We start from the raw sequence: 15,341 nt of genomic DNA, 5'->3' as shown, positions 1-15,341 counted from the left end.
TCGCGCCGGCGCTCCGCCGTCCTCACGCCGGTGCCCGGTCCGCGTCCGGAGCGCCGGCCCCGGGACCGCCCCGCTCGCCGTCCTGGCCGGGGGCCCCGGCAGCGACGGCCCGCTGCTCCCGCACCCGCCGGGCGTGCACGTCCGTCCTGGCGTCGTACGCCATCAGCTTGGGCAGCCCGAGCGCCAGCAGCCCGACCCCCGCACAGCACAGCAGGCCGCCCAGGGACACCGACGCCCGCACGCTCGTCAGTGCCGCCATGCCGCCGATCCGGACCTGTCCCAGCTGCGGGCCCGCCGAGTACGACAGCAGCTCGATACCGGCCAGCCGCCCGCGCAGCGCGTCGGGGATGGTCTGGTTCCACATCGCCGAGCGGAAGATGCCGCTGATCATGTCGCAGGCACCGGCCACGGTCAGCAGGAGCAGCACCAGCCAGACCTGGTGCAGCAGCCCGGCAGCGGTCACCGCCAGGCCCCAACCCGCGGCGGCCAGCGCGATCGCACGGCCCTGCCGGTGGACGCGCGAGGTCCAGCCGCTGGTCAGGCTCACCAGGAGCCCCCCGGCCGGCAGCGCCGCATACATCAGCCCCAGAGCCCAGGGTGCGTCGAGCTCGTCGGCGAGGAACGGGAAGATCGCCAGGGGGAAGGCGAACAGCATCGCGAGGACGTCGATGGCGTAGGTGCCGAGCAGCTCCTTACGGCTCCAGGCGTAGCGCGCGCCCTCGGCGATCGCGCGCAGCGACGGCCGCTCGGCGTCGTGCGAGGCGGGCGAGGGCGCCAGCCTCAGGGTGAGCAGCACCGAGACCGCGAAGGTGGCCGCGTCGATGGCGTACGCCCAGCGCGGTCCGGCGACCGCCAGCAGCCCGCCGGCCAGCGCGGGCCCGGCGATGGAGCCGATCTGCCAGCGCAGCGCGTTCAGGGCGGCGGTCGCGGGGAGCTGCTCGTGCGGGACGATCCGCGGCACGATCGAGTCCAGGGCCGGCCGCTGCATGCCGGTCAGCGCGCTGGTCGCCGCCGCGGCCGCGTACAGCGGCCACACCATCGGGTGCGGCAGCAGGCTGTTGAGCAGCAGGAGCACGGCGACCAGGCCGAGCGCGACCTCGGTCCACAGGACCAGCCGGCGGCGGTCGAAGGAGTCCGCGAGCGCCCCGCCGTAGAGGCCGAAGACGATCATCGGGACCAGCTCCACGGCGCCCAGCGCGCCAACCGCGAGCGTGGAGCCGGTCAGTTCCTTCAGCTGGAGCGGCAGGGCCACGAAGGACAGCGAACTGCCGAAGACCGTGACCAGGCCCGCGCACCACATCAGCCGGAAGTCGCGCGAGGAGCGCCAGGGCGTCAGATCCGGCAGCAGCGCGGAGAGCCGCCGGCGGGCGGGGCGTTCAGGGGGTGGGGGTGTCGAGAGGGGGGTGTCGTCCGAGGTCACGGGGCACCATCGTGCGCACCGGGACGGACCGGCGCAAAGGGTTTTGGCCCCGGGCGGACCGCGCGGGGTCACCAGCGGGGCGGCGGGGGAGCGGTGAGTCCGTCGGCGAGGCGGGCCAGGCGGTCGCGGAAGCGGCGGTGCCGGCGGGGCGCGGGCAGGCTGTTCTCCCCGGCGGCCGCGCTCACCAGATGCTGGAGTGTGTCCAGGTCGAGGTCCCCGGGCGCCCCGTCCGTGCCGTCGGGCGGGGGCGGCGGCGCGGCGAGCGCGTCATGGGCCAGTGCGTGCAGATCGCGGTCGCCGCCGTCCAGGGCGAGCACCGTCGCCCCGTTCCTGCGGGCGTCGTGTACCCGCTCCAGCAGCTCGGCGCCCGGCTGCTCCGGCGTCACGACCAGCAGCGTCTCGCCGCGCCCGGACGCCGCCAACCGGCCGAGCCCCACGGTCAGATGGGCCGGTGCCCCGCCGGGGACGCGATGGCGCACCAGGGTCGGCGACAGCTCGGACAGACCCGACCAGGCGGCCTCGTCGTCCAGGTGCGCGGCCAGGTGCCAGGGCTCGTACGCGGCACAGCCGACCAGCAGCAGCCCGCCGCCGTGCGGGGCGACGGCACCGCGCAGCGATCCCGCGAAGCGGCGGGTGGCCTGCACCCACTCGGTCCCGGCGAGAACCTCACGCAACAGGGCGACTCGTACGGCATCCATGGCCCGGCATCCTGCCGCGGCACGGGCCGTTCCGTACGGGGTTTCCCCGGGTGTCACCCGTACGGGAGGCGGGCGGAGGGGCGGCCGGGCCGAGGGCGCCGGCCGGTCCCGCCGCCGCGTCGCGGGGCCTACCGGACGGGCCGCAGGCCGGCGGCGGTGAGCCGACGTCCCACCTCCGCCACGGCCGCTTCGCTCAGCGGGCGCTGCGGGAAGGCGGTGGCGCCCCGGTCGATCACGCCGAGGAGGTGCAGCGCCGCCTTGAACGCGCCCAGGGCGGAGGAGCTGCGGCCCATCTCGCTCTCCGGGCCGACGTCGACGAGGGCGAAGAGCGAGACCAGGCGCTCCTGTTCGGCGGCGGCCCGCTCCCAGTCCCCGGCACGGGCGGCGTCGTAGAGGCGCACATAGGCCGCCGGGTCGACATTGCCGATGCCGGGGACCACCCCGTCGGCGCCCGCCAACAGGGCCGCGTCCACGGTCAGTTCGGAACCGGTGAGGACCGAGAAGCCCGGGGCGGGGCCGGTGCGGCGGGCGGTGCGGCCGCCGAGCGCGGTCAGCAGCCGGCGCAGCGAACCCTCGTCGCCGCTGCTGTCCTTGAGCCCGGCGAGGGTGCCGTCCTCGGCCAGCTCCCGCAACAGCGACGGCGACAGCTTGCTGTGCACGGCGGCCGGGATGTCGTAGGCGAAGAGCGGGAGGTCCACGGCCGTGCGGAGGTGACGGAAGTGGGCGGCGATCTCCCGGGGGTGGGTGCGGGTGTAGAAGGGCGCGGTGGCCACCAGGGCGTCGGCGCCGAGGGCGGCGGCGGTCCGGGCGTGGTCGAGCACCCGCGGGGTGGTGGTGTCGATGACCCCGGCGAGCACCGGGACCCGGCCGTCCGCGGCCTTGAGGACGGCCTCCAGGGCGGTGCCGCGCTGGGCGTCGGTCAGGTACGCGACCTCGCTGGTGGAGCCGAGGGCGAACAGGCCGTGCACCCCGCCGTCGACGAGGTGGTGCACCAGGCGGGCCAGGGAGGCGGTGTCGATCTCGCCGCGCGGGTCGAGCGGGGTGCAGACCGGCGGGACGACGCCGTGCAGGGGGGCGGGCAGTGCCATGGGCGCTCCGGGCTCCGATCGGACAGGACATGGGATGTCCTATGTCGAGCACAATAGACCTGTTCACAGGCGGGCGGTCAAGGATCAGCGGGTACGGCGGGGCAGGTGGCGGAGGGCGCGTCGGTCCGGCCGGCGCGGGAGCGGGAGAGGGAATTCCATGGCGCGAGGGACGATGTCCGAGGATGTGCAGGACCGGATCAAGCAGTTGATCCTGCAGGGCCGGCTGACGCCGGGTGATCCGCTGCCCACCGAGGCCGAACTGGTCGGCCTGCTCGACGTCAGCCGCAACTCGGTGCGCGAGGCGCTCAAGGCGCTCCAGGCCATGCGGATCGTGGAGATCCGGCACGGCTTCGGCACCTACGTCGGCCCGCTCACCCTGGAGCCGTTCGTCGAGGGTGTCGCCTTCCGGGCCGCGGTCCGCCACCGCCAGGGCGAGTCGAGTCTGTACGAGCTGATGGAGGTCCGCGAGGCGCTGGAGGCGGGCCTGATCGGCACCGTGGCCCGCACGCTGCCGGCCGAGGACCTCACCGTCCTCAAGGGGCTGGTGCAGCGGATGGCGGAGGAGGCGCGCGGCGGGCAGGTGCAGAGCGCCACCGACCGGGCCTTCCACCTCGCCCTCTACCGCTCACTGGGCAACCACCTGCTGAGCGAGGTGCTGGACGCGTTCTGGGCGGCGCTGCGCCGGGTGCGGGAGGACCTCTCCGACGACCGGCCCGACCCGGTGGTGACGCACCGTCAGCACCAGGAGATCGTGGACGCGTTGGAGGCGGGCGACGGTGACCGGGCCGTCGAGGCGATGCACCGGCACTTCGACTCCATCCGGCGCCGGCTGGCAGAGCAGTGAGCTGACCGGGGGGCGGTGGCGGTGCGCCGGCACGGCACCGGTGCGGGCGCGGGCGCGCCCGTTCACCGGGATGTCACCCGGTGTCGGTGAGGCCGTCGCCGGGCCGAAAAGGCGCCATGTGGGGCATCTTGACGGCCTGTTGGGCACTCCCTATGGTCGCCGCAGGACAAGGGACATCCTACGTCCTTGCCCGTTGGGGGTGACCCATGGCGTACGAGAGCTGCGTGCCGTACTGCCCGCCGGGCCACTCCGCCGCCCCCGCCCCCGTACGGCCCGCGGACACCGCCCGCGCCCGCCGCGCACTGCACTCCGGCGCCCTCGCCCACCCCGCCCGCGACCGCGCCGGACCGCCCCGCGCACCCGGCGGCACCGGCGCGCGCCCGGCGCTCACCTTCCGCCGCACCCCGTGGAGGAGCCGACATGACCAGCAACGCCATGCACCGCAGAACGGTCCTGGGCGGGGCGGCCGCCCTCGCCGCCGGCTTCGCGCTCGCCGGCTGCGGCGACGGTGACGACGGCCGGGCACCCCAGGAGCGCAGGAAGGGGCAACGGATCAGCCTGACCTTCTGGTCCTGGGTGCCGGGCATCGACAAGCCCGTCGCCCTGTGGAACCGCAAGCACCCGGACGTCCAGGTCGAGGTCGAGAAGGTGTCGGCCGTCAACGGCCAGCAGTACGCGAAGATGCACGCCGCCATCAAGGCCGGCAACCCGCCCGACCTCGGCCAGATCGAATTCCCGGTCCTCCCCGGCTTCCTCCTCGACAACGGGCTGCTGGACCTCGCCCCGCTCGGCGCCGCCCGCCACAAGGACAAGTTCATCGGCTGGCAGTGGCAGCAGTCCGTCTTCGGCACGAGCGTCTACGCCATCCCGCAGGCCTCCGGGCCCATGGGCCTGTTCCTCCGCCGGGACCTCTTCGACAAGTGGGACGTGGCGGTGCCGCGGACCTGGGACGAGTACGAGACCGCCGCCAGGGCCGTCCGCAGGAAGGGCGCCTGGATCGAGACCTTCGCGCCCACCAACGGCAACCGCTTCGCCGGCCTTGCCTGGCAGGCCGGCGCCAAGTGGTACGCCACGCACGGCGACACCTGGGTCGTGCACCTCGACGACGAACCCACCCGCAGGGTCGCCGACTACTGGGAGTCCCTGGTCCGGCGGAAGCTCGTCAAGACCATCCCGGACCGGCAGAACGCCTGGTACCGGGACCTGCAGACCGGCGCCATCCCCGCCTGGCTGGGCGCCAGTTGGGGCGACGCCCTGCTCGCCGGCAACGCCCCGGGCACCAAGGGCAAGTGGCGGGCCGCGCCGCTGCCGCAGTGGAAGGCGGGCGAGCGGGCCTTCGCCAACTGGGGCGGCTCGACCACGGCCGTCTTCGCCAAGGCCCGCTACCCCAAGGACGCCCTGGAGTTCGCGGTCTGGCTCAACACCGACCCGGAGTCGGTCGCGCTGCTGATCGACGGCGGCTACGGCTTCCCCAGCGCCAGGAAGGGCTACGCCACTACCGACCTCGACGTCGACAAGGACTTCTTCGGCGGCCAGGCGTACAGCAGGGTCTTCGCGGACGCCGGTGCGCGGGTCGACACCAGCTGGCGGTGGGGGCCCGGCGTGGACACCCTCTACCAGCGGCTCGGCGACGCCTTCACCGAAGCGCTCGCCGACGGCGGCTCCTTCCGCTCGGTGCTGACCAAGGTGCAGGGCCAGACCCTCGCCGACCTCAAGGGCAAGGGCCTGAAGGTGGAGAGCGGCGGGTGAGCCGGGACACCCTGAGCCGGCCAGAACCGCTCACCGCGCGTCCGGCCTGCCGGGCCCGGCGCCGCGCCTCCCGCACCGGGGCCCGCAACGCCCGTGCCGCGGCCGTCTTCGTGCTGCCGTTCTTCGCCCTCTTCGGTCTCTGCTTCCTCGCCCCGATCGGCTACGCCCTCCACCAGAGCCTGTTCACCACCGAACGGACCGGCCCGCTCGGCCTCGGCGGCCGGGAGCGCGAGATCTTCGCCGGCCTTGCCCACTACGCCCAGGCGCTCTCCGACGACCGGTTCCTGGCCGGCTTCGGGCGGGTGCTGCTCTTCGGCGCCGTCCAGATCCCGCTGATGATCGTGCTCGCCACCGCCCTGGCCCTGCTGCTGGAGAGCGCGAGCGCCCGCGCCGTCCCCTTCTTCCGCAGCGCCTTCTTCCTGCCGTACGGCGTGCCCGGCGTGATCGCCTCGATCCTCTGGGGCTTCCTCTACGTACCGGGCATCAGCCCGCTGGTGAAGATCGCCGAATCCGTGGGCTGGGACCTCGACTTCCTCTCCCGCGGCACCGTCCTGTGGTCCCTCGCCAACATCGTGACCTGGCAGTTCACCGGCTACAACATGCTGGTGCTGATCGCCCAGCTCAAGTCCGTACCGGGGGAGCTGTACGAGGCGGCCCGGATCGACGGGGCGAACGCCTGGCAGGTCGCCCGGTACCTCAAGATCCCGCTGATCCGTCCGGCGCTGGTGCTCACCGGCGTCTTCAGCATCATCGGCACCCTCCAGCTGTTCGCCGAACCCATGGTGCTGCGCCCGCTGGCCTCCTCCATCGACTCCGGCTACACCCCCAACCTGCACGCCTACAGCCAGGCGTTCGTCGGCAACGACCCGCATGCGGCGGCGGCCGAGGCGGTGCTGCTCGCGCTGGTGGCGTGCGTCCTGTCGTTCGGCTTCCTGCGGATGGCCGGCCCGCGCGCGAAGGAACGCGGATGACCCGGCCCCCGGTCCGTCACCGGATCATCACCGCCTCGCTGCTGACCGTCGCCGCGCTCTACTTCCTGGTGCCCGTCTACTGGCTGGCCGTCTCCGCCACCAAGAACAGCGCCGACCTCTTCGGCACCTTCGGCTTCTGGTTCTCCGACCACCCGGACCCCGTCGGCCACCTCACCGACGTCCTCACCTACGACCACGGCATCTACGCCCGCTGGTTCGCCAACTCCCTCCTCTATGCCGGGACCGGCGCGGTCTGCGCCACCCTGCTGTCCGCCGCGGCCGGCTACGCGCTGGCGAAATTCCCGTTCCGGGGCCGGGAGGCGCTCTTCGGCGTGGTGCTCGCCGGCGTGCTGATCCCCGGCACGGCACTGGCCCTGCCGCTCTACTTCCTCTTCAGCGCGATGGGCCTGGCCGACACCTACGGGGCGGTGCTGATCCCCAGCATGGTCAGCCCGTTCGGCGTCTACCTCTGCCGGATCTACGCGGCCGCCGCGGTCCCCGACTCGCTGCTGGAGGCGGCCCGGATCGACGGCGCGGGCGAGGCGAGGATCTTCGGCGGGCTCGGGCTGCGGCTGATGACCCCGGCGCTGGTCACCGTCTTCCTCTTCCAGTTCGTGCACATCTGGAACAACTACTTCCTGCCGCTGGTGATGCTCTCGGACTCCGCCCTCTATCCGGTCCAGCTGGGCCTGACCTCCTGGACCGGCTACGCCGACCGCCAACCGGTGCTCTACCAGTACACGGTGGGCGGCGCGTTCCTGTCCGTGGTGCCGCTGATGGTGCTGATGACGGTGCTCCAGCGGTACTGGCGTACGGGGCTGACCGAGGGCAGTGTGAAGGCCTGAGGAGCGGCGGCGGCGGGGCGTGACACCATCACTGTCATGACTACTCCTGACGCTTCCCGGTCCCCGAACGCCGCGACCCGTGCGAAGGCCGCCCTCCAGCGCGATCCCTGGGACCTCCCGGACGTCTCCGGGCTGGTGGTCGGTGTCCTCGGCGGCACCGGTGACCAGGGCCGCGGCCTGGCCTACCGGCTGGCCAGGGCCGGCCAGAAGGTGATCATCGGCTCCCGGGCCGCCGAACGCGCGCAGACCGCCGCCGGTGAACTCGGCCTGGGCATCGAGGGCGCGGAGAACGCCGAGTGCGCCCGGCGCAGCGACATCGTGATCGTCGCGGTGCCCTGGGAAGGCCACGCCAAGACCCTGCAGGCGCTCGCCGGCGAACTGGACGGCAAGCTCGTCGTCGACTGCGTCAACCCGCTCGGCTTCGACAAGAAGGGCGCCTACGCGCTGAAGCCGGAGGAGGGCAGCGCCGCCGAGCAGGCCGCCGCCCTGCTGCCCGGGGCCCGGGTCACCGCCGCCTTCCACCACCTGTCCGCGGTGCTGCTCCAGGACCCGGAGACCGAGCAGATCGACACCGATGTGATGGTGCTCGGGGAGTCCCGCGCCGACACCGATGTCGTACAGGCGCTGGCCGCCCGTATCCCCGGGATGCGCGGCGTCTTCGCGGGCCGGCTGCGCAACGCCCACCAGGTCGAGTCGCTGGTCGCCAACCTGATCTCGGTCAACCGCCGCTACAAGGCGCACGCGGGCCTGCGGGTCACGGACGTCTGAGGGACGGGGCCGGGCCGGGGGCGGGCCAAGCGCGGGCATGGGGGACACTGGGGAGGTCCGACCACTCCCGACAGGAGCCGACCGCATGTCCCTCTTGCCCCCGTCCGGCCCGGCCCGGCGACTCGCCCTGATGGCTCTCGCCGTGTGCGTCCTCTCCGTCGCCGCGGCCGTCGTCGCCTTCGTGGAGGGCAGCTTCGTCGGCGTCGTCTGGATTCTGCTGGCGGGCATCTCCAGCAACATGGCGTGGTTCTACGTACGCAAGGCGAAGGCCGAGCAGGCCCGGGCAGCCGGCTGACACCGGGCCGCCGGGGCCCCGGCCGGGCCCGGCGAAGCCGCCACCCGGCCGCGGGAGCGGGCGCGCCGCCGCCCCGCCGTCAGCCCCGCCGCCCCGCCGTCAGAACAGGCCGCCGGTCTGCGGGAGCTGCGGCTCGCCCTGCCAGAAGCGGAAGTACTCCTGGCCGAGGTAGGTCTCCAGGCCGGGGACGCCCAGACCGCGCAGGACCGCGTCGACCACGTCGAAGAACACCCGGTTGACCTCCGGGACCCACAGGAAGACGAAGACCGCCAGCAGCCCGAACGGCGCGAACGGCTCCACCTGCCGCCGCAGCTTCCGCGACAGCCACGGCTCGATCACGCCGTAGCCGTCCAGCCCCGGCACCGGCAGGAAGTTCAGGATCGCCGCGGTCACCTGGAGCAGGGCCAGGAAGGCCAGCGCGTAGCGGAACACCGCGGGCACGCCGGACAGCGCGTGCAGCCAGAACGGCGCCGTGCACACCGCAGCGAACAGGATGTTCGTCAGCGGCCCGGCCGCCGAGATCAGGCTGTGCCGCCAGCGCCCCCGGATGCGGCCGCGCTCGATGAACACCGCGCCGCCCGGCAGCCCGATCCCGCCCATGATCACGAAGATCACCGGCAGCACGATGCTCAGCAGCGCATGGGTGTACTTCAGCGGGTTCAGCGTCAGATAGCCCTTCGCCTCCACCGAGATGTCGCCGCTGTGCAGCGCCGTGCGGGCGTGGGCGTACTCGTGCAGACACAGCGAGACCACCCAGCCGGACACCACGAAGAAGAACACCGCGACGCCCGTGCGGTCCGCGAGCGTCCCGCTCCACACGGCCCATCCCGACACCGCCATGACGGCGACGAGCGCGAGGAAGACCGGGCTGACGCGACGGTCGGCGCGCCGGATCGCTGTGGTCATGGTGTGGCTCCCGGGGTCTGGTGAGGGGCTGCCATGACCGTAACCGCAGCAGGGCGCGCGGTGCACGGCCCCCGCGGAACCGGCTCGTCCGCGGGACCCCTCCTCCCGAGCCCGTGCCCCGGAAGGCAACGCGATACCTGCCCGATTCCGCCGTGCACGACAATGGGCCGGTGCATTACGGAATTCTCGGCACCACCCAGGCCAGGCGGGCCGACGGCACCCCCGTCGCCCTCGGCGGCGCACGTCTGCGCGCGCTGCTCGCCGCCCTCGCGCTGCGCCCCGGCCGGGCGCTCTCCCCGGAGCTGCTGATCGGCGACGTCTGGGAGGCGCAGCCGCCCGCCGACGCGGCGGGCGCGCTCCAGGCACTGGTCGGCCGGCTGCGCCGCGCGCTGGGGCACACCGCCATCGCCTCGGTGGACGGCGGCTACCGGCTGTGCGCCGAGCCCGACGCCGTCGATCTGCACCGCTTCGAGCGGCTCGCGGCGGAGGGCGCCCGCGCGCTGGCCGACGCTGACCCCTCCGGTGCCGCCGCACTGCTCGATGACGCCCTGGCGCTCTGGCGCGGCCCGGCCCTCGCCGACCTCCCGGACCCGGGCGCCGAGGCGGCCCGTGCCGAACGCCGCCGGCTGGACGCCCAGTGCACCCGTCTCGCCGCCGATCTCGCCCTCGGCCGGGCCGCGCAGGCGCTGCCCACCCTCCTCGCACTGTGCGAGGAGCACCCCCTCGACGAGCCCCTCCAGGCCCTGCGGCTGCACGCATTGCGCGCCGCCGGCCGCACGGCGGAGGCCCTGGCCGCCTACGAGGAGATACGTACCGGCCTCGCCGAACGCCTCGGCGCCGACCCCGGCCCGGAGCTGCGCACCCTGCACGCGGAACTCCTCCGCCCGCCGTCCGCGCCGACGGACCCGCCGCCGTCCCCGCTGCCGGGCACCCCGGCCCCCGCGCCGTACGCCACCGCCGACGGCACGCCGTACGCCACCGCCCCCGGCAACGGGACCGGCCCCGCCTCCCACCCCCGCCCCGGCAATCTGCGGGCCCGGCTCACCTCCTTCGTGGGGCGGGACGCCGATCTGACCGCGCTCCGGGCCGACCTGGCCGGGCACCGGCTGGTGACCCTGCTGGGCCCCGGCGGTGCCGGGAAGACCCGGCTGGCGCAGGAGGGGGCCGAGACCACCGCGGACGCGCTGCCGGACACCTGGCCGCACGGCGTCTGGCTGGCCGAACTCGCGCCGGTGGACGATCCGCTGACGGTGCCCGAGGCGGTGCTGACCGCGCTCGGCGCCCGCGAGACCGTGGTCCGCGGCACCGCCGCCGAGGGGCTGCGCGCCGCCGCCGACCCGACCGCCCTGGACCCGCTCGCCCGGCTCGCCGAGCACTGCGCGGGCCGCCGGATGCTGCTCGTCCTCGACAACTGTGAGCATGTGATCGACGCTGCCGCCGCGCTCGCCGAGCGGCTGCTGGCCGACTGCCCCGGGGTGACGGTGCTGGCCACCAGCCGGGAGCCGCTGGCCGTACCGGGCGAGGTGCTGCGACCGGTCGAGCCGCTGCCCGGACCCGTCGCGCTGCGGCTGCTCGCCGACCGCGGCGCCGCCGCCCGGCCCGGCTTCCGGGCCGACGCCGACGAGGAGACCGCGGCGGCCTGCACCGAGATCTGCCGCCGGCTGGACGGGCTGCCGCTGGCCATCGAACTCGCCGCCGCCCGGCTGCGGTTGCTCTCGCCGCGGCAGCTGGCCGACCGCCTCGACGACCGGTTCCGGCTGCTGACCAGCGGCAGCCGGACCCTGCTGCCCCGGCAGCAGACGCTGCGCGCCGTCGTGGACTGGTCCTGGGAACTGACCGACGAGCCCGAACGCGCCGTGCTGCGGCGGCTGTCCGTCTTCGCCGGGGGCTGCGATCTGGCCGCCGCTGAAGAGGTCTGCGCGGGCGACGGCGTCGACGCACGCGAAGTGGCCGTGCTGCTCGGCTCGCTGATCGACAAGTCGCTGGTGGTGGCCGCCCCGGCCGGTGCGGAGCGCGGTGGCGTCCGGGCCGCCGGGCAGATGCGCTACCGGCTGCTGGAGACCGTGGCGGAGTACGCCGCCGAGCGGCTGGACGAGGCGGGGGAGCGGTCCGCCACCGAGCGCCGCCACCTCGTCGCCTACCGCGAACTGGCCCGTACCACCGACCCGTTGCTGCGCGGAGCGGGCCAGCGCGCCGGTATGGAGCGGCTGGAGCTGGAGCACGACAATCTGCGCACCGCGCTGCGCCGCGCCCTCGCCGCCCGGGACGAGCACGAGGCGCTGTGCCTGGTGCTGTCCCTCCAGTGGTTCTGGTCGCTGCGGGACCACCGCAGCGACGCCCGGCACTGGGCCACCGCCGCCTCCGCCCTCGGCCCCAACCCCTTCGCCCGTCCCGCCGAACCCGCTCCCGACCTGCACGAACGCCCCATCGACACGCCGCCTCCGCTGTCTCCCGAACAGTTGCTGGAGGCCCGCCGCGAGGTCCGGCTGGTCGCGCTCTCCAGCCGGGACAGCGACCTGGAGGCGCTGCACGAGCCGGAGATGCGGGAGGAGCTGGCCGGGATGCTCACCGCCTACCGCGCCGGCATGCCGCAGACCTGCAAGGTGCCCGGCGTGATGTGGCACTACGCGGTGCTGATCACCGGGCGGTTCGACGAGCTGATGGCGCTGGTCGACGGCGCGGTGCGGGCCTGCCGCGACTTCGGCTACGAATGGGAGCTGGCCTACGTCCTCCAGCTGCGCTCCAAGTTCTTCAACGACCGTCCCGGCGGGATGACCCAGGCGGCCGGCGACGCCGACGAGGCGCTGCGGCTCTTCCGCCGGCTCGGCGACGCCTGGGGCGCGGCCGAGGCGCTGGCCGGGCGCGGCGAGAACCACGAGAAGCGCGGCGCGTACGGGCCGGCCGCGGACGACTACCGGGCGGCGATGGTGCACGCCGAGGACCTGGGGGCGCAGGGCCAGATCATGCTGCTGCGCTGCCGGCTGGGCGCGGTGCTGATCGAGGACGGCCAGGAGGAGGCCGGTGAGCGGCTGCTGCGCGAGGTGCTGACCGATGCCGCGAAGGGCAACAGCGGGCGGGACACCGAGCCGTTCGCGCGGCTGACCCTCGCGATGTGGCTGACGGCCACCGGGCGGCTCCGGGAGGCGCGGGCGGAACTGCAGCTGGTCCGGACGCTGTTCGCACCGCGGTCCCCGGACCTGTTCGCCGGGATGCTGGAGGCCCTGCTGATCTCGCTGGATGTGGACGAGGGGCACCGGGAGGGGCTGCTGCCCAGGTTCCGGTGGGCCATGGAGCTGATGCAGGACTCCCTGGCACAGACGGTCGCGCCGGCCCTTCCGGTGGTGCAACTCCTCACCGGCGCGCGGATGCTGCTGTCGCTGCGCGGCACGGAGGCGGGCCGGGACGCGGCGCGCCTGGTGGGTGCCTACGACGCGCTGCGGACGGCGGACCAGGTGCCGCCGCGGCTCGTGCGCAGGGACCGGGCCCGTACGGAGGAGGCGGTGCGGGTGCTGCTGGACGACGCCTCCTATGCCCGTGCGCACGCCGAAGGCGGTGGCCTCTCGCTCGGAGAGGCCACCGCCCTCATCTGACGCGAGCCGGGCGAAGGCCGTCCCGCGGGGAGGCCCCCCGCGGGACGCGCGTCAGGTCTTCTTGCGGAACTTCGCCACCGCGAGCGGCATCGTCACGGCCGTGATGGCGACCGCCCAGCCGAGCGTGACCAGCGTCGGATGCGCCACCGCGCCCTGGCCGTTGATCAGCGCGCGGGCCGCGTCCGCCAGGTTGGACACCGGGTTGACATTGGTGAAGCCCTCCAGCCAGCCCGGCATCGACGTCGTCGGCGCGAAGATCGACGAGGCGAACTGGAGCGGCATCAGCACCAGCATCGCCATGCCCTGGACCGCTTGCGGGGTCTTCACCGCGAGCCCCAGCAGGATGAAGATCCACATCAGGGCCGCACCGAAGACCGTGGCCAGCGCGATCGCGCCGAGGAACTCCAGCAGGCTGCCGCGGATCTCCAGCCCGAGCAGGAAGCCCATGCCGAGCAGGATCGCGGTGGCGATCAGCATCCGCCCGATCTCGACGACGATCTTGGCGATCAGGACCGAGGACCGGGCGATGGGCATCGTACGGAAGCGGTCCATCACCCCCTTGCGGAAGTCCTCGTTGACGCCCGTGCCCACCGCCATGGCGATGTTCATGGCCATCATCGCGATCATGCCGGGCACCAGGCGCTGGATGTACTCGTGCTGGTTGCCCTTGCCGGCGATCGCGCCGCCGAAGACATAGGTGAACAGCAGGATGAAGATGACCGGCATCAGCAGGACGTCGAACATCGACTCCGGGTCCTGCTTGATCTGCAGGGCGTTGCGGCGCGCCAGCGCGCCGATGTGCCGCAGATTGGCGCGCAGCCCGATCCGGCCCTCGTCCGCGCCGGGCTTGACGGCCGGCGCCGTCATCGTCGCGGCGCTCATGCCGGTACCTCCGCGTACTGCTGGTCCATGTCGTCCTCGGATACGTCGGCCCGGGAGGTCTTCTGGCCCGTGATGGCCAGGAACACCTCGTCCAGGCTGGGCAGATGGGTGCTGATCCCGGCGAGCGGGAAGCCCTGCCCGCCGAGCAGGCCGACCACCTCGGTCAACTGCTCGTCGCTGACGATCGGTACGTTGACCACGCCCCCGTGGTGGTCGGCGGTGGCCCCCGCGATGCCGTCCAGCCCGGCCTGCTCGATGGCGGCGACCATCCGGTCCAGCTCGCTCCCGTCCGACGGCTGGATCTGCAGCGTCCGTCCGCCGACCTTGGCCTTCAGCTCGTCGACCCGGCCCTCGGCGATCACCCGGCCGCGGTCGACCACCGTCAGCTCGTTCGCCAACTGCTCGGCCTCTTCCATGTACTGGGTGGTCAGCAGCACCGTCGCGCCGTCCCGCACCATCCGCTTGACCTCCGCCCACACCTCGTTGCGCGTACGGGGGTCCAGGCCGGTGGTCGGCTCGTCCAGGAAGAGCACCGCCGGCCGGCCGATCATCGAGGCGGCGAGGTCGAGCCGGCGGCGCATCCCGCCGGAGTACTTGGCGGCGGGCCGCTTGGCGGCCTCGGTCAGCGAGAACCGCTCCAGCATCTCGTCCGCGCGCCGCCGGGCGTCCCTGCGGGACAGATCGAGCAGCCGCCCGATCATGTAGAGGTTCTCCCAGCCGGAGAGCTTCTCGTCGACCGAGGCGTACTGCCCGGTCAGGCCGATGGTGCGGCGCAGCGCGCGAGGCTGGCGCACCACGTCGTAGCCGGCCACCACGGCCTGCCCCGCGTCCGGCGTCAGGAGGGTGGACAGGCACCGTACGAGCGTCGTCTTGCCCGCACCGTTGGGGCCGAGCACCCCGAGCACGGTGCCTTCCTTCACGTCCAGGTCCACTCCGTCGACGGCCTTGACCGCCCCGAAGTGCTTGACCAGACCGCGCACCTCAACGGCGTTGCCGCCGGGGGTGGATATCGTCTGTCGCGTCATACCAATACCCTGCCAGGGGCTGCCGACAACCTGCCTACAAGCCGCCGACAGCCGTCGGCCTGGGCTTGCTTCGGGTCCGCTGCGCGGGGCGTGGGTGCGGGTGATGTTTGCGGGTGGCCGCGCCGTTGCGCCTGCGGCGGGCGGGTCCGCTGCGCGGGGCTGTCGGGGTGCGGTGACGGGCCTGCGCGGGTGGGGTGTGCCGGACTGCTTCGCTTTACGTCCGGCACACCCCACCCGCTCCGGCCCCGCCCCCCCCCCCC

13 protein-coding genes are annotated in these 15,341 nt (G+C 73.9%); 7 read left to right on the top strand and 6 right to left on the bottom strand.

Annotation, left to right across the window (positions count from 1 at the left end):
- Positions 1 to 22 precede the first annotated feature (22 nt).
- The 3 genes from ACGFN2_RS11720 to ACGFN2_RS11710 form a co-directional block, all read right to left on the bottom strand.
- The gene (locus tag ACGFN2_RS11720) at positions 23 to 1,300 is read right to left on the bottom strand and encodes an MFS transporter (protein ID WP_393359835.1); all 1,278 of its coding nucleotides are present in this window, start codon (positions 1,298 to 1,300) and stop codon (positions 23 to 25) included.
- Positions 1,301 to 1,488: 188 nt separating this feature from the next.
- Complete coding sequence (locus ACGFN2_RS11715; protein ID WP_393359481.1) at positions 1,489 to 2,118, bottom strand: hypothetical protein; 630 nt, start codon at positions 2,116 to 2,118, stop codon at positions 1,489 to 1,491.
- Between the two features lie 128 nt (positions 2,119 to 2,246).
- The gene (locus ACGFN2_RS11710; RefSeq protein ID WP_393359479.1) at positions 2,247 to 3,206 is read right to left on the bottom strand and encodes a dihydrodipicolinate synthase family protein; all 960 of its coding nucleotides are present in this window, start codon (positions 3,204 to 3,206) and stop codon (positions 2,247 to 2,249) included.
- Between the two features lie 172 nt (positions 3,207 to 3,378).
- Here ACGFN2_RS11710 and ACGFN2_RS11705 point away from each other — a divergent pair, with 172 nt between their 5' ends.
- From ACGFN2_RS11705 to ACGFN2_RS11680, 6 genes are all read left to right on the top strand, one after another.
- Positions 3,379 to 4,050 carry a FadR/GntR family transcriptional regulator gene (locus ACGFN2_RS11705; RefSeq protein WP_393359477.1) on the top strand — a complete coding sequence of 224 codons (672 nt, stop codon included), beginning with the start codon at positions 3,379 to 3,381 and terminating at the stop codon, positions 4,048 to 4,050.
- A 420-nt stretch (positions 4,051 to 4,470) separates the two neighbouring features.
- A complete protein-coding gene (locus ACGFN2_RS11700) occupies positions 4,471 to 5,799 on the top strand; it encodes an ABC transporter substrate-binding protein (RefSeq protein ID WP_393359475.1) in 1,329 nt (442 codons plus the stop codon).
- Positions 5,796 to 6,770: a carbohydrate ABC transporter permease gene (locus ACGFN2_RS11695; RefSeq protein WP_393359473.1), complete on the top strand. Its 975-nt coding sequence runs from the start codon at positions 5,796 to 5,798 to the stop codon at positions 6,768 to 6,770. The genes ACGFN2_RS11700 and ACGFN2_RS11695 overlap by 4 nt, the downstream gene beginning before the upstream one ends.
- Positions 6,767 to 7,615 carry a carbohydrate ABC transporter permease gene (locus tag ACGFN2_RS11690; RefSeq protein WP_362607664.1) on the top strand — a complete coding sequence of 283 codons (849 nt, stop codon included), beginning with the start codon at positions 6,767 to 6,769 and terminating at the stop codon, positions 7,613 to 7,615. The genes ACGFN2_RS11695 and ACGFN2_RS11690 overlap by 4 nt, the downstream gene beginning before the upstream one ends.
- A 36-nt stretch (positions 7,616 to 7,651) precedes the next feature.
- Positions 7,652 to 8,383, top strand: a complete 732-nt coding sequence (gene npdG, locus ACGFN2_RS11685; RefSeq protein WP_393359471.1) for an NADPH-dependent F420 reductase — start codon at positions 7,652 to 7,654, stop codon at positions 8,381 to 8,383.
- Between the two features lie 85 nt (positions 8,384 to 8,468).
- Positions 8,469 to 8,678 carry a hypothetical protein gene (locus ACGFN2_RS11680; RefSeq protein ID WP_362607668.1) on the top strand — a complete coding sequence of 70 codons (210 nt, stop codon included), beginning with the start codon at positions 8,469 to 8,471 and terminating at the stop codon, positions 8,676 to 8,678.
- A gap of 99 nt (positions 8,679 to 8,777) precedes the next feature.
- On the opposite strand, the gene ACGFN2_RS11675 is transcribed toward ACGFN2_RS11680, so the two are convergent.
- Positions 8,778 to 9,584: a site-2 protease family protein gene (locus ACGFN2_RS11675; RefSeq protein WP_362607670.1), complete on the bottom strand. Its 807-nt coding sequence runs from the start codon at positions 9,582 to 9,584 to the stop codon at positions 8,778 to 8,780.
- 170 nt (positions 9,585 to 9,754) lie between these two features.
- Between ACGFN2_RS11675 and ACGFN2_RS11670 the strand changes: the two genes are divergently transcribed.
- A complete protein-coding gene (locus ACGFN2_RS11670; RefSeq protein WP_393359468.1) occupies positions 9,755 to 13,174 on the top strand; it encodes a BTAD domain-containing putative transcriptional regulator in 3,420 nt (1,139 codons plus the stop codon).
- A 51-nt stretch (positions 13,175 to 13,225) separates the two neighbouring features.
- Here ACGFN2_RS11670 and ACGFN2_RS11665 read toward each other — a convergent pair whose 3' ends face one another.
- Both ACGFN2_RS11665 and ACGFN2_RS11660 read right to left on the bottom strand, forming a co-directional pair.
- Positions 13,226 to 14,056, bottom strand: coding sequence for an ABC transporter permease (locus ACGFN2_RS11665; protein WP_362607674.1), 831 nt, complete (start codon positions 14,054 to 14,056; stop codon positions 13,226 to 13,228).
- Positions 14,053 to 15,081 carry an ATP-binding cassette domain-containing protein gene (locus ACGFN2_RS11660; protein WP_362607676.1) on the bottom strand — a complete coding sequence of 343 codons (1,029 nt, stop codon included), beginning with the start codon at positions 15,079 to 15,081 and terminating at the stop codon, positions 14,053 to 14,055. Before ACGFN2_RS11660 ends, ACGFN2_RS11665 begins: the two co-directional genes overlap by 4 nt.
- Positions 15,082 to 15,341 lie beyond the last annotated feature (260 nt).

It is taken from the genome of Streptomyces sp. NPDC048612 (genome assembly GCF_043199295.1).
Taxonomy (GTDB): Bacteria; Actinomycetota; Actinomycetes; order Streptomycetales; family Streptomycetaceae; genus Streptomyces.
This window is presented reverse-complemented; position numbering and strand designations above follow the sequence as displayed.